The sequence below is a fragment of the Acetoanaerobium pronyense genome (genome assembly GCF_017874355.1).
Classification (GTDB): domain Bacteria; phylum Bacillota; class Clostridia; order Peptostreptococcales; family Filifactoraceae; genus Acetoanaerobium; species Acetoanaerobium pronyense.
In genome coordinates this window covers 18,021-40,353 of the sequence record NZ_JAGGLI010000021.1, presented here as the reverse complement: position 1 = coordinate 40,353, position 22,333 = coordinate 18,021, and the positions used below count along the sequence as shown (strand labels likewise).

General features: G+C 32.9%; 23 protein-coding genes, 2 tRNA genes, 1 pseudogene and 1 riboswitch. Of the genes and pseudogenes, 24 read left to right on the top strand and 2 right to left on the bottom strand.

Going from position 1 to position 22,333, the window contains the following annotated elements; genetic code table 11:
• Positions 1-53: 53 nt before the first annotated feature.
• Positions 54-230: a helix-turn-helix domain-containing protein gene (locus J2Z35_RS14980; RefSeq protein WP_209661175.1), complete on the top strand. Its 177-nt coding sequence runs from the start codon at positions 54-56 to the stop codon at positions 228-230.
• Positions 231-340: 110 nt separating this feature from the next.
• A complete protein-coding gene (locus J2Z35_RS09555; protein WP_209661174.1) occupies positions 341-1,540 on the top strand; it encodes a tyrosine-type recombinase/integrase in 1,200 nt (399 codons plus the stop codon).
• A gap of 50 nt (positions 1,541-1,590) precedes the next feature.
• Here the strand turns inward: J2Z35_RS09555 and J2Z35_RS09550 are convergent.
• A tRNA-Leu gene (locus J2Z35_RS09550) sits at positions 1,591-1,676 on the bottom strand.
• Positions 1,677-1,807: 131 nt separating this feature from the next.
• Between J2Z35_RS09550 and polA the strand changes: the two genes are divergently transcribed.
• From polA to J2Z35_RS09530, 4 genes are all read left to right on the top strand, one after another.
• Positions 1,808-4,447 (top strand): DNA polymerase I, encoded by a 2,640-nt coding sequence (polA, locus tag J2Z35_RS09545; protein WP_209661173.1) that lies wholly within the window; start codon positions 1,808-1,810, stop codon positions 4,445-4,447.
• 9 nt (positions 4,448-4,456) lie between these two features.
• Positions 4,457-5,053 (top strand): dephospho-CoA kinase, encoded by a 597-nt coding sequence (gene coaE / locus J2Z35_RS09540; RefSeq protein ID WP_209661172.1) that lies wholly within the window; start codon positions 4,457-4,459, stop codon positions 5,051-5,053.
• A gap of 36 nt (positions 5,054-5,089) precedes the next feature.
• Entirely contained in the window at positions 5,090-5,614 is a 525-nt protein-coding gene (locus tag J2Z35_RS09535) for a lytic transglycosylase domain-containing protein (protein ID WP_209661171.1), read from the top strand.
• A gap of 83 nt (positions 5,615-5,697) precedes the next feature.
• Positions 5,698-5,782, top strand: a tRNA-Leu gene (locus tag J2Z35_RS09530).
• A 178-nt stretch (positions 5,783-5,960) separates the two neighbouring features.
• Here the strand turns inward: J2Z35_RS09530 and J2Z35_RS14975 are convergent.
• A pseudogene (locus tag J2Z35_RS14975) lies at positions 5,961-6,356 on the bottom strand (transglycosylase SLT domain-containing protein); the annotation flags it as partial.
• 313 nt (positions 6,357-6,669) lie between these two features.
• Here J2Z35_RS14975 and J2Z35_RS09520 point away from each other — a divergent pair.
• From J2Z35_RS09520 to kal, 18 genes are all read left to right on the top strand, one after another.
• A complete protein-coding gene (locus J2Z35_RS09520; protein WP_209661170.1) occupies positions 6,670-7,527 on the top strand; it encodes an FUSC family protein in 858 nt (285 codons plus the stop codon).
• A gap of 130 nt (positions 7,528-7,657) precedes the next feature.
• The gene (locus J2Z35_RS09515; protein ID WP_209661169.1) at positions 7,658-8,527 is read left to right on the top strand and encodes a C40 family peptidase; all 870 of its coding nucleotides are present in this window, start codon (positions 7,658-7,660) and stop codon (positions 8,525-8,527) included.
• Positions 8,528-8,715: 188 nt separating this feature from the next.
• Entirely contained in the window at positions 8,716-10,044 is a 1,329-nt protein-coding gene (gene rsxC, locus J2Z35_RS09510; RefSeq protein ID WP_209661168.1) for an electron transport complex subunit RsxC, read from the top strand.
• 14 nt (positions 10,045-10,058) lie between these two features.
• On the top strand, positions 10,059-11,003 hold the full coding sequence (locus J2Z35_RS09505; protein ID WP_209661167.1) for an RnfABCDGE type electron transport complex subunit D: 945 nt from the start codon (positions 10,059-10,061) through the stop codon (positions 11,001-11,003).
• Positions 11,003-11,560 (top strand): RnfABCDGE type electron transport complex subunit G, encoded by a 558-nt coding sequence (locus J2Z35_RS09500; protein ID WP_209661166.1) that lies wholly within the window; start codon positions 11,003-11,005, stop codon positions 11,558-11,560. The genes J2Z35_RS09505 and J2Z35_RS09500 overlap by 1 nt, the downstream gene beginning before the upstream one ends.
• A 12-nt stretch (positions 11,561-11,572) precedes the next feature.
• Complete coding sequence (gene rsxE, locus J2Z35_RS09495; protein ID WP_209661165.1) at positions 11,573-12,190, top strand: electron transport complex subunit RsxE; 618 nt, start codon at positions 11,573-11,575, stop codon at positions 12,188-12,190.
• Between the two features lie 23 nt (positions 12,191-12,213).
• Positions 12,214-12,780, top strand: coding sequence for an electron transport complex subunit RsxA (gene rsxA / locus J2Z35_RS09490; RefSeq protein WP_408627189.1), 567 nt, complete (start codon positions 12,214-12,216; stop codon positions 12,778-12,780).
• A 16-nt stretch (positions 12,781-12,796) separates the two neighbouring features.
• On the top strand, positions 12,797-13,774 hold the full coding sequence (gene rnfB / locus J2Z35_RS09485; protein ID WP_209661164.1) for an RnfABCDGE type electron transport complex subunit B: 978 nt from the start codon (positions 12,797-12,799) through the stop codon (positions 13,772-13,774).
• A gap of 97 nt (positions 13,775-13,871) precedes the next feature.
• Positions 13,872-14,441: a Maf family protein gene (locus tag J2Z35_RS09480; protein ID WP_209661163.1), complete on the top strand. Its 570-nt coding sequence runs from the start codon at positions 13,872-13,874 to the stop codon at positions 14,439-14,441.
• A gap of 27 nt (positions 14,442-14,468) precedes the next feature.
• Complete coding sequence (gene radC, locus J2Z35_RS09475) at positions 14,469-15,155, top strand: RadC family protein (RefSeq protein ID WP_209661162.1); 687 nt, start codon at positions 14,469-14,471, stop codon at positions 15,153-15,155.
• A gap of 24 nt (positions 15,156-15,179) precedes the next feature.
• Complete coding sequence (gene mreC, locus J2Z35_RS09470; protein ID WP_245330835.1) at positions 15,180-16,046, top strand: rod shape-determining protein MreC; 867 nt, start codon at positions 15,180-15,182, stop codon at positions 16,044-16,046.
• Positions 16,047-16,057: 11 nt separating this feature from the next.
• Complete coding sequence (gene mreD / locus J2Z35_RS09465; RefSeq protein ID WP_209661161.1) at positions 16,058-16,546, top strand: rod shape-determining protein MreD; 489 nt, start codon at positions 16,058-16,060, stop codon at positions 16,544-16,546.
• A gap of 95 nt (positions 16,547-16,641) precedes the next feature.
• The gene (locus tag J2Z35_RS09460; protein WP_245330834.1) at positions 16,642-19,332 is read left to right on the top strand and encodes a penicillin-binding transpeptidase domain-containing protein; all 2,691 of its coding nucleotides are present in this window, start codon (positions 16,642-16,644) and stop codon (positions 19,330-19,332) included.
• Between the two features lie 67 nt (positions 19,333-19,399).
• Positions 19,400-20,068 carry a septum site-determining protein MinC gene (gene minC / locus J2Z35_RS09455; RefSeq protein WP_209661159.1) on the top strand — a complete coding sequence of 223 codons (669 nt, stop codon included), beginning with the start codon at positions 19,400-19,402 and terminating at the stop codon, positions 20,066-20,068.
• 24 nt (positions 20,069-20,092) lie between these two features.
• Complete coding sequence (gene minD, locus J2Z35_RS09450) at positions 20,093-20,887, top strand: septum site-determining protein MinD (protein WP_209661158.1); 795 nt, start codon at positions 20,093-20,095, stop codon at positions 20,885-20,887.
• A 17-nt stretch (positions 20,888-20,904) separates the two neighbouring features.
• Entirely contained in the window at positions 20,905-21,177 is a 273-nt protein-coding gene (gene minE / locus J2Z35_RS09445; protein ID WP_209661157.1) for a cell division topological specificity factor MinE, read from the top strand.
• Between the two features lie 22 nt (positions 21,178-21,199).
• A complete protein-coding gene (gene mgsA, locus J2Z35_RS09440) occupies positions 21,200-21,592 on the top strand; it encodes a methylglyoxal synthase (protein WP_209661156.1) in 393 nt (130 codons plus the stop codon).
• Between the two features lie 87 nt (positions 21,593-21,679).
• Positions 21,680-21,858: riboswitch (Lysine riboswitch) on the top strand.
• Positions 21,859-21,943: 85 nt separating this feature from the next.
• Positions 21,944-22,327, top strand: coding sequence for a 3-aminobutyryl-CoA ammonia lyase (gene kal, locus J2Z35_RS09435; RefSeq protein ID WP_209661155.1), 384 nt, complete (start codon positions 21,944-21,946; stop codon positions 22,325-22,327).
• Positions 22,328-22,333: the final 6 nt, after the last annotated feature.

Below are 22,333 nucleotides of genomic sequence, written 5' to 3'. Positions count from 1 at the left end.
ATTAAATATTTTGAATTACTACCTTATTATAAGTTAAAAGTAGGTGAGTAAATATGTTTGAAAATTTTCCAGATGTTGTTAATGTAAGTGAATTAAGTAATATGCTAGGGATCTGTGAAAAGACTGCATATAGTTTGCTTAGAAATAACAAAATAAAATATATTAAGATTGGACGAGTATATAAAATTCCTAAAATCTATGTAATTGAGTTTTTATATAAAAAAAATTAATCCAAAGTCAGCATCTTTACTTTTCTAAAGATATTGACTTCATATACTGTATAACCTAATATAAAAGTATCACAATTAGGTGTACATGCTAAATAACACAGGAGGGTAAAATGATAGCAGGTCATCTACAAGAAAAGAAGGGTCTTTATTATGTAGTACTAAGCTATAAAGATAATCAAAATAAGAGAAAAACTAAATGGATATCCACTAAGCTACCAATAAAAAATAATAAAAAGAGAGCAGAACAAATTTTAACTGATTATAAAATAAAATATGACACGATACTAAATGGAAATATTAATACTGAATCTAATAAAGCTGATGAAAAGAAAGTTGAAGACTTATTATTTACAGATTTCATTAAAGACTGGTTAGAGCTGGTAAAGCCAAATTTAGAAAAAACCAGCTATTCGTCCTATCAGTACATTATTCATAAAAGGATAATCCCTTATTTTGAAAAATATTCAATAACTGTCTCTGAGATTAGGGCTTATCATATACAAAAATTTTATCAATATGCTCAATCAAAGTATAATTTATCAAATACTACATTGATAAGGTATCATGCTAATATTAGAAAATCATTACAATATGCTTTGAAATTAAAATTAGTAACTGTCAATGAGGCCGATTTAGTAGAGAAACCTAAAAAGCAACAAGTGATATATAATTATTACAACGATAGAGAAATATCAGAATTGTTAGAGAGAGTAAAAGGACTAAAAATAGAATATGCTGTTAAAATGGCAGTATACTATGGGCTTAGAAGAAGTGAAATATTAGGATTGAAATGGGAAGCTATAGATTTTGATAAAAAAATAATTACAATAAAGCATACAGTAACAGAAATTAAAGAAAATGGAAAAGTAAAAGAAGTTGAAAAAAATAGAACTAAGAATAAGGGGAGTTATAGAGTTTTGCCTCTTCTTCCTGAAATTGAAGAATATTTACTTGAAATCAAGAAAAATCAGGAAAAGAATAAAAAAATAGCAAAGTCATCCTATCACGATGAATTTGCTGGTTACATTTATTTAGACGAATTGGGAATTCGTACTAAGCCTAATTATATTACTCAACATTTTAATATATTCCTAAAAAAGAACAAAATGAAAATGATAAGATTTCATGATTTAAGACATAGTTGTGCAAGTATACTTATTGCAAATGGAATAAGTTTAAAAGAAATTCAATTATGGTTAGGTCATAGTGATTATTCAACAACTGCAAACATATACGTCCATTTAGACTCCACTTCTAAAAATAATACCGCCTCTGTCATATCAAATGCAATTTCTAAAGCTAATTGTTAATAGCCTAAAAATATTTGGAGAGAACTTTGGAGAGAACTTTTTAAATAAATTGGTGCGGGCGAAGGGATTTGAACCCCCACATAGTCACCTATGGCGGATTTTGAGTCCGCTGCGTCTGCCGTTCCGCCACGCCCGCCTACCAAAATATAATAGCATAGAAGCATTATCAAATCAATACTTTAATGAGTTGGAACTTATTAATCTTTCTGATATAATTTGATGACAGTAAGTTTATAGTACACCTATATATTGAGGGGGCATTACATGATGAGAGAATTGTTAGTAATAATAGATGGAAATAGTTTAGTAAATAGAGCTTTTTATGCACTTCCAGAGCTTATGAATAAAAAAGGACAGCATACCAATGCAATTTATGGATTTACAAACATCCTTTTTAGAATATTAGAAGAATATAATCCAACCTACCTTACTATAGCATTTGATCTTAAGGCTCCAACCTTTAGACATAAAGAGTATGAAGGCTATAAAAGCCATAGAAAAGGGATGCCAAATGAGCTAAGGGAGCAAATAGAGCCACTCAAAAAAACTATTGATGCCTTTGGTATAAGCAGACTTGAGCTTGAGGGGTATGAAGCTGATGATATAATCGGTACAGTTGCCAAGGTATATGAAAAGCAAAATATAGATGTATATATAATAACTGGAGACAAGGATGCTCTTCAGCTCGCATCTGATACAACGAAGATATTACTTACTAAAAAAGGAATTTCAGAGCTTGATATTTATGATGAAAAAGCTCTTAAGGACCAATATGGAATCACGCCTCTTCAATTTATTGACCTAAAGGGTCTTATGGGAGACAAGTCTGATAATATACCGGGTGTTCCTGGGATTGGAGAAAAAACAGGACTCAAGCTTCTACTTGATTATGGTAGTCTTGAAGATGTATATGAAAACCGTGATAGCTTAAGTGCAGGGCTTAAAAAAAAGCTTGAAGAGAATTATGATCAGGCATTTTTAAGTAAAAGGCTAGCAACGATTGTTACTGATATGCCTATCGAAATTGATTTGAATGAACTTAGGCTTAGAGAAAAAAATATTGAAGAGCTCTGTGCATTATTCAATGAATTTGAATTCAATACTTTACTTAGCAAAATAAAGACTACTCCAAATCCTGAAATTATATCTAGGGAAATGAAGCTTATAAAAGTTGATAAAGATAATCTTGAAGCTTTTAAAATTAGTGCAAATAAAAGTAAGGAAATTTTTATTAAAGCATCAGCACATAAAGGAAATATAAGACATAGAAAAATAAGTAGCTTGTTTATAAAAATAGATGATAAACTATACCTTTTTAAAGAAGATGATGTAATTCTTATAAAAGATATTTTAGAGGATGAAGGCATTAAAAAATCTGGATTCGATTTAAAGCAGGATTATATTTTGCTTTTACCTTATGAAATTGAGCTAGATGGGATATACTTCGACGTTGAGATAGGGGAGTACTTGATTGACTCATCAGGAACCAATAATGATTTGAGCATATTATCAAAGAAATATGGAGCTGGTGACATAAAATCAAAAGAAGATTTTTTTGGAAAAGGAAAATCCGAGAAAAATCTTATGGAAATTCCTGAGCAAGAGTTATTTCTTTATTATTGGGATGTCCTTGAAACAACGGAAAGATTAAAAGATATTATGATGCCTCTAATCAAAGAAAATGAAATGGAAAATCTTTTCTTTGAAATAGAAATACCGCTTATAAAGGTACTGGGAGATATGGAGTACCATGGAATCATGGTAAGAAAGGATGTACTGGATAATCTCAAGGAAAAATTCTCTATTGAAATATCATTACTAGAAAAAGATATTTATTCTTATTCAGGGGAAGAATTTAATATAAATTCTCCAAAACAACTTGGTCATATACTTTTTGATAAGCTTGAGCTTCCGGTAATAAAAAAGACAAAAACTGGATACTCTACAAATGCGGAAGTGCTTGAAGCCTTAAAGGAGAAGCATCCAATAATTGGGAAAATAACCCTTTATAGACAGTATACTAAGCTACAATCCACATATGTAGAAGGGCTATCAAAGATTATAAACCCAGATACTGGGAGGATTCATTCTTCATTTAACCAAACTATTACTACGACAGGGAGGATTTCATCTACAGATCCAAACCTTCAAAATATACCAGTACGATTAGAGCTTGGACGTGAGCTTAGAAAGGTATTTGTTTCAAAAGAAGAGAGTATATTAGTGGATGCGGATTATTCCCAGATAGAGTTAAGAGTTCTTGCTCATATATCAGATGATAAAAACCTTATAGAAGCTTTTTCTAAAAATATAGATATCCATACAGCAACTGCATCGGAGGTTTTTAATGTTGCTATTGAGGATGTAACAAAGGAACTAAGAAGTGCCGCAAAAGCAGTGAATTTTGGGATTGTCTATGGAATTAGCGATTTTGGACTCTCAAACAACTTGGGAATTCCTGTAAAGATAGCAAAGGAATATATAGAGAGTTATTTTGCAAAGTATCCTAATGTAAAAAAATATATGGAAGACGTAGTAAAAGATGGAGAAACAAAGGGGTATGTATCCACGCTTTTAGGGAGAAGAAGATATATTCCTGAAATTAGCTCGAAGAATTTTGTTGTCAAATCACTTGGTAAAAGACTGGCAATGAATACTCCAATCCAGGGGACAGCCGCAGATATTATAAAAATAGCTATGCTAAAAGTATGGCAAAGAATAAGAAAAGAAAAGTTAGAATCTAGATTAATTCTTCAAGTACATGATGAGCTTATAGTAGAAGCCCCGGAAAATGAAAAGGAAATTGCAATAAAAATCCTAAAAGAAGAGATGGAAAATGCAGTTAAACTAAATGTACAGTTAAAAGCGGATATTGAATCTGGAAAATCATGGTTTGATACGAAGTAGGAGAGTGAAATGATTACGGTAGGGCTTACTGGTTCGATAGGGACAGGAAAATCAACTGTTACAAAATACCTTTTAGAAAGAGGATATAAGGTAATAGATGCAGATAAGATATCAAGGGATGTTGTAAAAAAAGGAGAGATAGGGTACTTTAAACTGTTAGACTACTTTGGAAAGGAAATAATTGATAAAGAAGAAAATATAGATAGACAAAAACTTTCAAAGATAGTTTTTTCTGACAAAGAAAAACTAGAAAAGCTCAACTCTATACTTCATCCTGTTATAATAGACAAAATTAGTGAACTAGAAAACGTCTATAAAAATAAAGGGGAGGCTATTGTTTTTATAGACGCTCCTTTATTGATTGAGACTAAGCTTTATGAAAATGTAGACAAAGTAGTTCTTATTACAGCTGATGAAGATATACAGATTAAAAGAATCATAAAAAGAGATAATATAGATGAGACTAAGGCTAGGAGAATAATTAATGCTCAAATGAGCTTTGAGGAAAAAAGAGTTTTTGCAGATTTCATTTTAAAAAACAATGAAAGCAGAAAAAAGTTATTTGAAAGCCTGGAAATTATATTACAAGAGCTTGTAAAGGTATAGAATATGAAAAAAAACAAGTCAAATATATATATCCTAATGGCGTTAATAATAATTTTAGCTTTTTTAGCTGAAAATAAATTAAATTTTACTGAAAGGTTAAAATATCCATTAAGATATGAAACTATAGTTTATGAAAACGCAGAATTATATAATGTAGACCCCTATCTTATATATGCTGTAATGAAAGCTGAAAGCGGTTTTTTCCCTTATGCAAAGTCCAGAAAAAATGCAAAAGGACTTATGCAGATAGCTCCAATCACATGGGAATGGGCTTGTAATGAAACTGGTGCAAATATCTCTAGCATATATTCCCCTTTTTATAACATAAAGGTGGGAGCTTGGTATCTTTCTGCACTTTTAAAAGAGTTTGAAAATGAAAACCTTGCAATAGTCGCCTATAATGCGGGTTCAGGCAATGTTCAAAACTGGATAAGTCAAGGAAGGCTTGATGGAGAAGACTTTACTAAGTGGGATATTCCTTTTCCTGAAACAAAGAGTTACATCTATAAAGTAAATGAATTCAAATCTTCATATATTAAGCTGTACGAAGAGTTAGATTAATTATAAATAGACATATTGACAGGGTTTTCAATAAATGATATTATTTTTCTCGGGTGAACTGTGATTTAGTTTTGCCCGTATAAGCGAGAGTGCTGGAATCGGCAGACAGGCACGTTTGAGGGGCGTGTATCTTAGGATGTGTGGGTTCAAGTCCCATCTCTCGCACCACAGATAAAGTAAAAGACCCATCTATTATAGATGGGTCTTTTACTTTATCTGCAAATTTTAGCTTACTATTTTTTTCGTAAAATATTTCTGTCTCTAAAAATGTTAGACTTTCATTAAATAGAGTCTTCTTAATTTCAAAGACCCTTCTGCTGTATCTGCTGCTTTGATGTCCATTTCTCATTACTTTTTTCATTCCGCCTTCTCCAAAGTTATATGCCATTAGGGCTTGATGTGAATTCCCATACTTTTCAACAAGTCCTCCAAGAATAATAGCGCCTGCTCTTATATTATCATAAGGATCAAGCATATCATCAAGGCCAGCATTAGAAAGCCACTTGTGATTTGACTTGTTAATCTGCATCAATCCATAGTCATTGGTTTTGCTGATTAAATCTAATTTGAAGGTTCCGCCAGTCTCTACCCACATAATTGAAAGAAGAAGTTTATGGTCGATTTCGTACTCAAGCGATATTTCGTAGACGTATTTTTGAAGTTCTTCAGACAATGGGATATCATATATGGGATGAGTATCTTTTTCTTCAATTATATAAGGATGGGTGTTATATGTGTCCATCAGCTGGATTACTGGTCTATTATGCTCTTTAGCAGTTTGAAAATCTGCATATGAAGGAGATAAGAAAAAAGAAGTTATAGTGAGAAACAGCAGTGAATTTTCTAAAATCATTAAATCACTCCTTTTTTTATTTTTTCACAGGTTATGGATTATATTATAAAAAAAACTTTTAGTCAAACTTTAATTAGTTCCATTGTAATTATATATATCCCAAAAATGATAAATTAAGTCAAATATGTTATTATATATTTAGAAAATAGATTTTTAATCTTTAAAATATAATAGATGAGTCAGGGTGAGTCTGTTGGTAGGTATGAGAACTATAAAAACTGCTATAGCTGTAATGATTTCTATTATTGTTTCTATGAGACTCAATGTTAACTATCCTCTATTCGTTACAATAGGGGCTATTGTATCTATGCAAAGTAGCCTAAATGAATCCTTTCAAAGCGGCCTCAATAGAATACTAGGAACAATTGTAGGGGCTGTAATTGGAATTATATTTTTTAATATAAGTCCAAATAACATAGTTCTTACAGGCCTTGGGATTATTCTTTTAATAACAATAAATAATAAGATGAACTGGTCAAAGTCACTAGTTATATCTCTTATAGTTTTTTCTTCGATTATGATGAGCTATGGACAAGATGTTGTTCTCAATTCTGCACTTAGAGTTATAGATACAACTCTTGGAATTATAATTGCTTTTGTAATCAACACTGTGATTTCCCCTCCAAAACATGAGGAAAAAATATATATAAATGCTGTGGAGCTAATTGATAGTGCTTATTTAGAATTTAAGTCTTATCTGCTTTCTGATACGGAGTTAAATGTAAAAGATATTCAAGAAAAACTTGAAGCCTTGTCCCAGCTTTTTGATATTTACAAATCAGAATTTATACAAAATGAAAAAAAAATATTAGTTGAAAAAGATGTTATGAGAATTTTATTTCTTATGGATGAAGTTGCTCACAACTTTAGCATAATTAACTCAATGAAAAAAGAAATTTCTAGTAAAAATGCTCTAGGAATCTATAATAAGCTCAATATAAAAGTGAATGAAAGTCCTGAAAATGATACTGAAGATTTTTTGGTATACAATTATCATATTAAAATTATTACAAACGATATTAGTAAAATGAAAAAACTAGAAATTTATAGATATAGTTGAAATATTTGCACACTTTAAAACCTTATAGTATAATTAAATAGAATTTAACAGATAGACTAAATATGTAATCAAAAATTAGCTTTCATTTTAAAAATGCAAATTAAATTAACTAGCATAGGAGGTACTAATCATGAAAAAAGTCTTAATTTCATGTGCTCTGATAGCCAGCAGTTTCTTTACTATGACAGGAATATCCCATGCCAATGCATATAAAACAGCAGAAATCATTGTTCCTATTCAAGATATAAAACAGGAAGCAGCAGAAACATCTCTTGTTATTTCAAAGGTAGCAATGGGACAAGAGGTACTAATTCTTGAAGAAAATGGAAACTGGTCAAAAATAAAATTTGGTGCAGGGATAGAAGGATATATAGACAGCTCTTCAATGAAAGTTTTAAAAACAGGAATTATTAATAAAGATAGAGTTAATCTTAGGATGTTTCCTACAACAGAAAGTGATGTAATTACAATTATGGGAGTAGGCAGCATGGTTCAAGTAGTAAGTCAAGAAGCTCAATGGAGCAAAATAAGATTTGAAGATAAGGAAGGTTATGTTTTTAACGAACTTTTAACTGTAAATACTAAAGAAAATACCACCACCAATAGGGGTGATATGAGAAGTTCGGACAAGATTTTAGAGGTTGCTTATTCAAAGCTTGGCTCTCCTTACAAATTTGGGGGAACAAGCAGTAGCGGATTTGACTGCTCAGGCTTTGTGCAATATACATATAAGAATGCTTTAAATATAGAGCTTCCAAGAGTATCCTCAAGTCAAAGTAAGGCAGGTACTCAAGTTTCAAGAGAGGAACTTCAGCCTGGAGATATAGTATACTTTGATACTACAGGAGGCAGAAGTAAAGTCACACATGTAGGGATATACATATCAAATGATGAATTTATACATGCGTCATCGGGAAAAGTAAGACAAGTAGTAGTATCATCGCTAAATGAAAGACATTATAAAAATGGATATCTTGGTGCAACTAGAATAATAAACTAACCTAATTTTAGGTTAGTTTTTTGCATTAAACACTGCATATTGTTAATTTATTATTTAAACTTATCATTTGATGAAAATGTAGTATACTTAATAAGGATGTCAATTATACCCTGACCATTTATTTTTTTGGACAGAGTTTTATAAAAATCTATTTATAATTATACATTTTAAAGGAGGTAGTAACGTTAATGAAGCTTTTAACCTTTAAAGGAGGAGTTCATCCTAGCCATAACAAAGAGGCTACAGAGCATCTTCCGTTAGAAAAAGCTAACAGCCCTAAAGTTGTATACATATCAATGTCTCAACATATAGGAGCACCCTGTAGTCCCCTTGTAAAAGTCGGTGACGAAGTAAAGGTCGGACAAAGGATTGGAGAACCTCAAGGATTTGTATCTTCTCCTGTTCATTCTTCTGTTTCCGGTAAAGTAAAAGCAATAAAAATGATGACTTCACCAGGTGGGCAGATGACTCAGTGCGTAGTCATTGAAAACGATTTTACAGATGAAATCTTTGAAGAAATAAAACCATATGGAAAATTTGAGGATTTAAGTTCATCTGCAATTCTAGAAATTGTAAAAAATTCAGGTCTTGTAGGTATGGGTGGAGCGACATTTCCAACAGCTGTAAAGCTAAGCCCTCCAAAAGAAAAACCAATAGACACAATTATACTTAATGGCGCAGAGTGTGAACCGTATTTGACGGCTGACCATAGACTGATGCTTGAAACTCCTGAGGATGTTGTTGAAGGCTTACTAGCTATAATGAAAGCCTTAAATGTTACAAAGGGTTACATAGGAATAGAGGACAATAAGCCAGATTGCATTAAAGCAGTTTCTAAAGCAGCTGAAGGAAAAGCAGGCGTTGAGGTTGTTGGACTTAGAACTAAATATCCACAAGGAGCAGAAAAGCAGCTAATTTATGCATGTACAAAAAGAGAAGTTCCTTCTGGTGGACTTCCAATGGATGTAGGAGTAGTTGTGAATAATGTGGCAACTGCGGCTCAGCTTGCTAAAACTATAAGAACAGGTATGCCTCTTATAGATAGAATCTGTACTGTAACAGGAAGTGCAGTCAAAAACCCTAAAAACCTATTAATAAAAATTGGAACACTTTATAATGAGATAATTGAGGAATGCGGAGGTTTTTCTACTCCACCATATAAGGTTATAAGTGGAGGACCTATGATGGGAATATCTCAATTTACACTAGAGGTTCCATCAAATAAAGGATCTTCAGGGATATTATGTGTAACAGAAGACGAAGTGAAGCCAAAAGAAACTCAAAACTGTATGAGATGTGCAAAGTGTGTGAATATATGTCCTGCCGGCTTACAGCCACTTTTTATTAGTGCATATTCTCTTAATGATGACTACGAAAAAGCTGCTTCTTATAGGGCATTAGACTGTATTGAATGTGGATCATGTTCATTTATATGTCCATCAGGCAGACCGCTACTTCAGTCAATCAGAGTAGCAAAAAAAGAAATACTAGCTAAAAGAAGAAAAGAATCAAAATAGGGAGGGAAATTTTAATGGAAATGCCTAAGTTGACGCTATCCTCATCTCCTCATGTGAGCTCGAAAGAAGATGTTTCTTCTGTAATGAGAGATGTAGTAATAGCTTTACTGCCTGCCGCATTAGCAGGAGCTTATTATTTTAGAACTGGTGCAATTATAAATATGATTGTAGGAGTTATAGGTGCAGTAGCTACAGAATTTATTATCCAAAAGCTTCTCAAAAGAAAAGTTACAATTAAAGATTTCAGTGCAGTTGTTACTGGACTTCTAATAGCTTTTAACGTTCCAGCAACACTTCCTTGGTGGATGACTCTAATCGGTTCGATTTTTGCAATTGCAGTTGCAAAACAGCTATTTGGAGGACTAGGACATAATTTTATTAATCCTGCACTTGCTGCAAGAGCAGTGCTTTTAGCTTCTTGGCCTGTAGAAATGACAAATTGGGTTGCACCAGGTCCTGATGCTATAGCGGCGGCTACACCCCTTGCTGTACTAAAGGGTGCAGAAGCTGGAGCTTCTAGTGCGTCTATATTTGATCTTTTAATAGGAAATGTAGGAGGATCTATTGGAGAAACTTCTGCTATTCTTCTGATTCTAGGAGGCCTTTATTTAATATATAGAGGTGTAATTACATATGTTATACCTACATACTATATTGGAACAGTTGCTGTACTTAGCTTTTTATTTTCTGGTTTTGATGTTTCTATGGTTGGCTATAATCTTTTTGCAGGTGGACTTATACTTGGAGCATTTTTTATGGCAACAGACTATTCATCATCCCCTGTAAATCAAAAGGGCCAAATAATATATGCAATTGGATGTGGTCTTTTAACGGCTGTTATTAGATACTATGGAGGATACCCGGAAGGAGTTTCTTACTCAATACTTCTTATGAATGTAGCTACTCCTCTTATAGACAAATATGTTTCACCTAGAGTTTTTGGGGAGGTGGCTAAATAATGAAAAATGACATACTTAAACTAGGCTTGATTTTATTTCTTATAACTGCAATAGCTGCTTTTTTACTTGGAGTTGTAAACGAAGTTACATCCCCTGTTATTGAGAATCAAATCGAGCAGGCTAATAATCAAGCAAGACAAGATATACTTCCAGAGGCTGACTCATTTGAGCTTATAGATAGAGATTTTGGACCAGATGTAGAGGAAGTTTATGAAGGGAGAAGTGGTTCATCTGTAGTTGGGTATACTATCAAAACCATGCCCAAAGGATATGGTGGAGAGATAGAGGTTACTACGGGAATAAACCTAGATGGAAACATATCTGGGGTATCTATAGGAGTAATGACGGAGACTCCTGGTCTTGGGGCTAAAATAACTGAACAGTCTTACTTAAGTCAATATGTTGGAAAGAGCGTTGATAGCTTTATAAATGTAATTAAAAGCGGTCAGCCTTCTGATGATGAAATAGTAGCAATTTCTGGAGCTACAATTACATCTGATGCAGTTACTAGAGGTGTTAACGAGGCCATTAGAATATTTAAAGAATCATTAGAATAGGAGGTAGGAGTGATGAAATTAATTAAGATTTTCAAAAACGGAATTATAAATGAAAATCCTATAGTTGTTCAGGTACTTGGAATGTGTCCAACACTTGCAGTAACTACCTCAGCTATAAATGGTATGGGGATGGGGCTTGCAACAACTGCAGTGCTTACAATGTCAAATCTTGTTATATCTCTTTTTAGAAAGGTAATTCCTTCTAAAATAAGAATACCAGCTTTTATTGTTGTAATTGCAACTTTTGTTACTATTGTGGGAATGCTCCTTAAGGCATATCTTCCAGCTTTAGATGCAGCACTTGGATTATTTATTCCGCTTATAGTTGTTAACTGTCTTATACTAGCAAGAGCGGAAAGCTTTGCATCTAAGAACAATCCTATAGAGTCTACTGTAGACGGAGTAGCTATGGGGCTTGGTTTTGCACTTGCCCTTACTATACTTGGATCTATAAGAGAAATACTAGGAGCGGGATCAATATTTGGGGTTTCATTGTTTGGAGAAAGCTTTAAGCCTGCTCTTATAATGATATTACCTCCAGGGGCGTTTTTAGCTCTTGGTATGATGCTTGCTGTATTTAAAAAGGTAACCAGTTCTAAAAAAAATAAAGAAATTAAAGCTGCTAGCTAGGAGGTGGGTCAAAGGTGCAATCGATTTTTATAATAATGATAAGCTCGATTTTTGTTAATAACTTTGTACTTTCAAGATTTTTGGGGATATGTCCTTTTCTTGGAGTTTCAAAAAAAGTTGAAACATCTCTTGGAATGGGAATGGCAGTTACCTTTGTTATGGTTCTTGCCTCTATAATTACATACCTTATACAAAATTTTGTGCTTGTTCCAATGGGGATACAGTATATGCAGACAATAGCATTTATTCTTGTTATTGCATCACTTGTACAATTTGTAGAGATGGTAATCCAAAAGACTAGTCCTACTCTTTATCAGGCACTTGGTGTATATCTTCCACTGATAACAACTAACTGTGCTGTTCTTGGAGCTGCAATTCTTAATATACAAAATAACTATACTCTAGTAGAGACTATTTTCAATGGACTTGGAGCGGCAATAGGATTTACTTTAGCAATAGTTTTATTTGCAGGAATTAGAGAAAGACTTGAAATTTCAGATGTTCCTGAGGTGTTTAAGGGTTATCCTATAGCTCTTATAACAGCGGGACTTATGTCAATAGCATTTTTAGGATTTAGTGGACTAGTTTAAAATTAGGAGGGATTTTATGAGCTCAATAATTAATTCTGTTGCAAGTCTCTCCGCTATGGGTTTAATCTTTGGAGCAGGTCTTGCATATGCATCTAAGAAATTTGCAGTTGAAATCGATCCAAAGGAAGAGGCTATTCTTGAAAGTCTGCCTGGGGCAAACTGCGGAGGATGTGGTTTTCCAGGATGTGGAGGACTAGCAGCTGCTATAGCAAAGGGAGAAGCGCCAGCGAATGCATGTCCAGTTGGAGGCCCAGAGCTTGCTGAAACAATAGCAAATATAATGGGAGTAAATGCAGGTGCGGGAGAAAGAAAAATCGCAAATGTAATATGTAATGGAACAAATAAAAACGCAAAAGATAAATCAATGTATAGCGGAATATTAGACTGTAAGGCGGCCACTATGGTGTCTAATGGTCCGAAATCTTGCACATATGGCTGTATAGGATTTGGTACATGCGAAAAAGTATGTCCATTTGATGCTATTCATGTCCTTGAAGATGGGATAGCTCATGTGGATAAGGAGAAGTGTGTAGCCTGTGGGAAATGTCTTGAAGCCTGTCCGAAAAATGTCATAGAATGGATACCTTATTCTCAAGAAGTATCTATTGATTGTAATAGCAATGATAAGGGAAAAGAAGTTAAAGACAAATGCTCAACTGGCTGTATAGGGTGTCAAATTTGTGTTAAGGCTTGTCCTTTTGAAGCGATAGGTTTTGAAAATAATCTTGCAAAAATAGACTACTCTAAATGTACCCAGTGTATGATATGTGTAGAAAAATGCCCTACTAAGGCTATAAGGGGAGATTTATCTCTTAGAAAAAAAGCTGAGGTAATAGATGAAAAGTGTATAGGTTGTACTATTTGCGCTAAAAACTGTCCTGTAGATGCAATAGAAGGAGAGCTTAAAGCAATCCATAAAGTGGATAAAGAAAAATGCATTGGTTGTAGCGTATGTTACAAAAAATGCCCAAAAGATGCAATTAAAATGATTTAAGCTTAAAAACAATAAGGCTTTTCTTAGTCTTATTGTTTTTTTTTGGTTGTAATGATAAACTTAAAATGCAAAGTTGACACTGGAAGGAGAGATAGGTTTGAAATTGATTTTAGGTTCAGGATCTCCCAGAAGAAAGGACATATTAAATCTATTTAATTTAAGATATGATGTAGAAATTTCAAACGTTGAAGAATCCATAAATGAGAGTTTTTCTCCTCAAATAAACTCAATGTATAATGCCTATATCAAAGGAGCAGATATTAAAAACAAAAACAAAGACTGCATTGTACTTGCTGCAGACACTATAGTTCAGCTTGAAGGAAGAATACTTTTAAAACCAAAAAGTGAGGATGAGGCAGTTTTTATGCTGAAGTCTCTTTCTGGAAAAAGTCACAGCGTAATTACTGGATTTGCAATATTATCGGACACAAAAAAATATGTGGATTATGTTGAGACAAAGGTAATGTTCAAAGAATTTGATGATATAATGATAAGTAAATATGTAAATACAGGAGAGCCTTTAGACAAAGCTGGTGCTTATGGTATCCAAGGAATGGGTAGCATACTGGTTGAAAAAATTACAGGAGACTATTTTAACGTGGTTGGACTTCCCATAAGCAAAGTAGCTGATGTATTAAAGACGCATTTTGATTTTGATGTATTTTAGATGCTTCATATCAAGGAGGTATTTTCTATGGGGGAAAATATATTTATAAGAGATATTTCAGAAGATGAAAGACCTAGAGAAAGACTATTAAAAAAGGGAGAAAAATATCTTTCTAATGCTGAGCTTCTTGCTATAATCCTTGGTACTGGAACCAAGAAAAAATCATCTATAGACCTTGCAAATGAGATAATAACGACTTTTGGAGGGATAAAGTATTTATCCAATATTTCAGTTGAGCAGCTTTCTCTTATAAAAGGAGTAGGGCTTGCAAAGGCATCAAATATTATAGCCGCCCTAGAGTTTGGAAAAAGAGTAGCTGTAGCATCTAAAGAAGAGGGATTTAAAATATCCTCTCCCCAAGATGTAGGAAATATATATATGGATGAAATGATGCATCTGAAAAAAGAAATATTTAAAATCGTACTTTTAGATACTAAAAATAAAATAATATCAGACAAAATAATTTCAGAAGGGTCTCTAAATGCTTCAATAGTGCATCCTAGAGAGGTATTTATTGAAGCTATAAAAAAAAGCAGCAATAAGATAATTCTAATACATAATCATCCTTCTGGAGACATAGAGCCAAGTAGTGAAGATAAAGCAATAACAAGGAGACTTGTAGAAGCTGGGAAAATAATTGGAATTGAAGTTTTGGATCATGTAATTATCGGGAACCATAAATTTTACAGCTTTAAAGAAGACGAAAGACTATAAATTTAACTATATAAGGTGAAAAACATGAACTTTTATAAAGACCCAAGAAAAATGGAAAAGAAAACCCTGTTTTTTATTGTAACAGGGGGAATTTTAATATTAACTCTTTTTTTCTCTATAAAAAATGGAAACAATAATATAGCAAGCAAAGCAATACTAGAAACAACTTCACCAGTAAACGGTCAGATTAGTGAGGCAAGAGGTGGATTTTCAAATTTGATTTCTAGTTTTTTTCCAAATGGACAAAAAGATATAAAAATACAGGAACTAGAAAATCAAGTTGCAGAATTAAGAGATAAGCAAATTCATGATTTTATAGTTCAAAGAGATGTGATAGAACTTAGAGAGCTTAAAGGAGCTCTAAATTTTATAGAAGATGAATACGAGCAAAATTATATTACCACATCAATAGTTGCAAAAAATGATGGAAATTATTACACTACATTTACCCTTTCTGCAGGAGAAAATGATGGGGTGAAAAAAGATAGTATTGTGCTTGCAGGAAAAGGCCTAGTTGGCAGGATATATGAAGTATCAGCCAACTATTCCAAAGCTATATCAATCCTTGATAATAAATCTTCTGTAAGCTTTGAAGTCCTAAGAAATAATGAGTATACAGGAATTGCAAGTCAGAATATAAACATAGATTCTGAAACTGATTTTGAGGGTTTTATTAAGGGTTATATGTTTGATATAAACTATGATGTTGTACCAGGCGATGTAATAATCACATCTGGGCTGGGGATGTATCCAAGAGGAATCCAGATAGGGGAAATATATGAAGTAATAGAAGATCCAAACAACCTCTTAAAATACGTAAAGATAAGACCTTATGTCAATTTTAGAAATTTAAGCAAATTACTTATATTAAATCCTAGGGAAATCAATTAAAGAGGTGAAAAATGAAAAATATTTTATATTTAGTAATTGGTCTTTTTTTGGTTTCTTTATCAAGTGCTGTTTTGAATTTTAGAGAACCCCTTATTTTTAATTATAAGGCCAATATTATAATCATATATATAGTCTATCTTTCTATATTTATAGGTAGTGAGAGATCATCTATTATTGGTCTTATATTAGGGCTTGTATTAGATGTCTCCGTAGGTAGATTTTTTGGACTAAACGGTCTACTTTTTTTTCTGCTGGGTCTTTTATATGGAACATTTAAGGATAAAATCTTTAAAGATAGAGTTTTTGCTCCCATTATTTTATTAATTCTTGCAGTGATGATTGATAGCTTTGTTATGACTTTAATTAGCAATGTTAATTTTAATAGCTTGAATTTGTATCAAAATGGAATGCGGATAATAGAAATAATGGTTATGAATATATTTTTAGGAATAATCGCCTACTATCCTATAAAATATATTGTCAATAAGATTGAAAGCTGATGGTGAATATGTCTAATAATACAGAAAATAGATTTAAAATAGTTTATACCGCTATATGTTTTTTATTTATATTATTATTTGCGAGAATCGTATATATGACAGCTATTAAAGGAGAAGATTATTATTTAATAGCAGAAAACAAAGTATATAGAAATATTGAAACTCAAGCTCCTAGAGGTGAGATTAGAGATAGAAATGGAGTACTATTAGCAGGAAGCAAGCCTAGCTTTACAGTATCAATATCCCAAAATGAGCTCAATCAAGAAGGGGTTAATGAAACTGCCAGCTTACTTATGAATATATTAAAAGAAAATCAAGAAACATACATAGATGAGTTTCCTATAGTGTTTACAGAAAATGGATATGCCTTTACCTATGAGCAAAAAGTAAGGGATTGGAAAATACAAAATAATATAGATTTATCAAAAAATGCTGAAGAAAGTTTTAGAACCGTAGCAAGAAATCTCAATGATCAAGGAATTATAAAAATTAATCCTGATGATTCAGATTTAGAGATTCAAAGAAAAATAAATCAGGCAGGCTTCTATCCTCCTATATCAATTTCAAAGATGGAGTTTACTGAATTTATTAAAAAGCAGGAATGGCTTTTGAGATATAGGATTAGACAGGAAGATATAACTGCAGAAGAAGCTTTTAAAAGATTAAAAACATTTCATAATATAGATGAAAATATCAGTGATGACAAGGCGAGAGATATAATGGTAATCAAAGACCTTCTAAGGTCAAAAGGTTATTTCCAATATGAACCGGCTGTTGTGGCAATGGATATTTCAAAGACCACAGTTTCCAAAATAGAAGAGCTTTCTTTAGAATTGCCAGGAGTTTCTGTAGATGTAGAGCCTATTAGATATTATCCAAATGGTGCTTTCGCATCTCATATCCTTGGACAAATTGGAAGAATATCTTCCCAGGATGAAATTGAAAAATATGTTACAGGTTTAGGTTACAATAGATCGGATATGATAGGAAAGACTGGGATTGAAAAACATTTTGAGGATGTACTAAGGGGAGAAAACGGATATAGAAGAGTACAGGTAGATGCTTTCGGAAGACTAATCGAAAATATTGAAACGACTCAACCAAGTGCTGGGGATACTGTTTACCTTACTATAGATTCAAAGCTTCAAAAGGTTGCTGAAGAATCCCTGAAAAAGACCCTTGAAACAATTCAAGTTGGAGGAATTTACGAAAGTCAATGGGGCAATATGAGGCTTAGAAACAACAGAAGAGTATACAACAAGGCAACTTCAGGAGCTGTAGTTGCTATGGATGTAAGAACTGGAGAGATACTTGCAATGGCAAGTTATCCGGATTATGATCCAAATTTATTTGCAACAGGTATATCTATTGAGGATATGGCGAATTTAATGCCAGCCAATATGAATGATCCTCTAGCGCCAAAGCCTCTTTATAATATCGCTACTATGACTGCAGTACAGCCAGGATCTACCTTTAAAATGATTACTGGACTTGCAGCTATTGAAAATGGTTTAGATCCAAATTATAAAATTAAAGATGAAGGATATATAGAACTTGGAGGAAGAACCTTTGGATGCTGGCTATGGAATGTCTATAGGCAAAAGCATGGAGAAGAAGATCTGATAGGAGCACTTAGGGATTCTTGTAACTATTATTTTTATTCTATAAGTGTAGGATATGATTATTCAAAGGACAAACCACTTCCTGTTAAGATGGGTTCACAGGATATTCTTGAGATGTCAAAGCTCTTTGGGCTAGACAACCTTACAGGTGTTCAGATTGAAGAGATTTCTGGAAGGGTTCCAAATCCAGATCAAAAACTTATTGAAACAAGAAGATCTTTATATTTTGATATCTACAATAGAATGGCTAATCACTTTACAGATATAACCCAAAATTCTCAAACCTATGAAGATAGAATAAATGAAATAGTAGGATGGACTCAGGAAAATCCTTCAAGAAGTGAGCTTATGAGAAGAATGACTGACCTAAATGTAAAAAAAGAATTGGTTGAAGAAATTACTGATCATGTGAAATATAGTTATTACACTCAAGGAAACTGGAATCAAGGAGATACCTTCAACCTAGCCATAGGACAGGGAGCGCATGCCTATACTCCTATACAAATGGCTAATTATATTTCTGCTATAGCAAATGATGGATATCTTAATAAAGTTACAGTCGTGGATAAAATAGAATCATATGATAAAAAGCAAATAAACGAAATCCCAAGAGAATCTGAAAGAATTCCACTAAATAATTATGGTAATCTAGAATATTTAAGAAGAGGTATGATTGACGTATCTGATGAGGGAACAGCAAAACAGCTTTTTGAAAAGTTTCCAATCAAAGTAGCTTCAAAGACTGGAACAGCTCAAAAAACAGGTACTATCCCTGAGGCTGATGAGGAGGCATATTTACTTAGACACCTTAGAGATTTCAATTTAAATCAAGCTAGAGTACTTGAGCGTGCAGAGGAATTAGAAAAAGAGTCTAATGAAAATCTTCCAAAGCATCGATATATAAGAAGAGCTATTAAAGATTTAAACCCATCTTTAACAGATACTCAGATAAATAGATTTAAAGAGACTTACGATAACTTTGCTTGGTTTGTTTCATATGCCCCTCACGATAATCCAGAAATCGCAGTTGTTTCTCTTATTTTCCAAGGAGGTAGTGGAGGCTATGCAGGTCCTGTTGCTAGAGATATAATGGCCCAGTATTTTGGGCTTAATGAGGAAGAAGAACTACTAGAAGAAGATCCGGATTCAACATCAGATTTTTAGAGACTTTTGAAGGATATTACGAAAAAGTCACGAATTAATATATATAAGTTAATCTGGAGGTCTGTATATGGGAAATTTACATGAAAGTATCGAATTTAAAGGCACAAAAAATGGTTTTTTGATTAATATAAAAGGCGATTTTGATATTAATGCAGTTAAGTCAGAACTAATAAATAAGTTAAACTCAAATATAGAATTTTTTAAAGGAGCAAAATTTATAGGGATTAATTCTGACAATTTAGATAAAAAAACCACTGAGGAAATAATAAATCATCTTAAAGAAAAATGTGCTATAGAATTTGTGGATATTACTCATAAAAAGGTAAGTTATACTCAAAAGGAAGAGACAGTAGCTAAAGATGAAAAAGAAGAATCTATGTCAGAAGACCTTCCTACAAAATTTGTAAAAACTACAATTAGATCTGGGAGTTTTATTGATTACGAAGGCAATATTGTGGTCCTTGGAGATGTTAATCCAGGAGCTCAGCTTATAGCTACTGGAAATATAGTTGTAATGGGTGCATTAAGAGGAATTGCTCATGCAGGAGCAAAAGGAGACAACAATGCCTTTGTGGCTGCAAACAAGCTAAGCCCAATTCAGCTTAGAATATCAGATTTTATAGCAATTCCTCCTGAGGAAGAAACCAGTCTAAAGACAGAGCCACAAATTGCTTTTATCAGTGAAAACATAATAGTGATAGAGTCGTACCAAACTAGAGTGAAAATAATGGAATAGAAAAAGATTTAAGGAGGCAAATTAATGTCCAAAGTTATTGTTATAACATCAGGTAAAGGTGGAGTAGGTAAAACCACTTCAACAGCCAATATAGGAACAGCTCTTAGTCTAGATGGAAAAAAAGTAGTGGTTATTGATGCCGATATCGGTCTTAGAAACCTAGACGTTGTGATGGGTCTTGAAAATAGAATAGTTTATGACGTTGTGGATATAATCGAAGGAAGATGTAAAGCTAGGCAGGCTATGATAAAAGATAAAAGATATGAAAATCTTTATCTGATACCAGCGGCTCAAACTAGAGATAAAGATGCCATAACTCCAGAGCAAATGAAGGAACTTTGTGCAAGTCTAAAAACGGATTTTGATTACATAATAATTGATTGCCCTGCTGGTATTGAAAATGGATTCAAAAATGCTATAGCAGGTGCAGATGAAGCTATTGTTGTTACAACTCCTGAAGTATCAGCAGTAAGAGATGCTGACAGAATTATAGGTCTTTTAGAGGCAAGTGAGATTTATAACCCGAGACTAATAATAAATAGACTTAAAATTGATATGGTACAGCGTGGAGATATGATGAATATAGATGATATAATAGATATATTAGCTATTGATCTTATAGGTGTAGTACCAGATGATGAGAATATAGTAATATCAACTAACAAAGGAGAACCAGTAGTAGAAAATTCAAAATCTCTTGCTGCCCAAGCCTATATAAATATTGCTAAAAGAATTCAGGGGGAAGAGGTAGGGTTTTTAGAGCTCAATACCCAAGTGACATTTTTAGGTAAATTAAAAAATATTTTTGGACTAAAATAATTTATGGAGGGATTTTTATGCTGGATATATTTAAGTTTTTTTCTAATGATAAAAAAGCCAGTAAAAATGTAGCTAAAGAACGTTTGAAGCTGGTTCTTATACATGATAAAGGCAACTACTCTCCATCAGTTCTTGAAAGTCTGAGAGTAGATATTTTAAAAGTGATAGATAATTATATGGAAGTTGACGAAGAAAATATAGATGTAAAAATGATTAAAACTAAAAGCCAAGATGGAGGCGAATTTGTACCTGCCCTTGTAGCCAATATTCCAATAAAAAGAATGAAATAATGCAATTATTTGGAGGAATTATATGAATATAGCTTTAATCGCACATGATAAGAAAAAGGAAATGCTTGTAAATTTTGTAATTGCTTACAAACATATTTTAAGCAAACATCAGATTTTTGCTACAGGAACAACAGGAAAGCTGGTGGAGGAGAACACTAAAATTCCAGTTTTCAAATTCCTTTCAGGTCCTCTTGGTGGAGATCAGCAGATTGGAGCTAAAATAGCTGAAGAAAAAATGGATCTTGTAATCTTTTTAAGGGATCCCCTTACATCTCAGCCCCATGAGCCTGATGTACAGGCCCTTTTGAGACTTTGTGATGTACACCAGATTCCCCTTGCAACAAATCTAGCATCTGCGGAAATATTTATAAAAGCCATAGAACGAGGCGAACTGGATTATAGAAATAATGCATAAATATGTATTATAAATATTTATTTATAATACATGGTTGACAAATTACTTTTCAAAGGAATATAATTAATTAAAAATATAACAAAATATTAGCAAAATAGAGGTGCAACAAGAAGGTACTGTAATGGTGCAAAGGATAAGAACATCCAATACATTATAGGAATGTCTTTGTTGCCGAAAAAAATCTATCTGTTCTTAGGTTGGTTTTTTGGTGATAATGTTCAGCACTTATCACTGCCATAGAAAAACTATGGAGCGCTATTTGGTCGAAAATAAATTGACCAGATGGCGTTTTTTTATTGCTAACAATAAGATTTCACAAAATTACATCATTAATTAGGGAGGAAGAAAGTAATGAAGAGTATATTAAAAGTTAGAATGAGTTCCCATGATGCACATTATGGTGGAGGGCTTGTAGACGGAGCAAAAATGCTTCAGTTTTTTGGAGATGTAGCAACAGAGCTTTTAATAATGAATGATGGTGATGAAGGATTATTTAAAGCATATGAAATGGTTGAGTTTATGGCTCCTGTATATGCAGGAGAATACATAGAGATAGAAGGAGAAATAATTGAGCAAGGAAACTCATCAAGAAAAATGAAATTTGAGGCTAGAAAAACAATAGTTCCAAGACCTGACTTAAATGATTCGGCATGTGATGTTTTAGAGGAGCCTGTAGTAGTTTGTAGAGCTATAGGAACCTGCGTTGTGCCTAAAGATAAGCAAAGAAAAAAATAAGGTAGG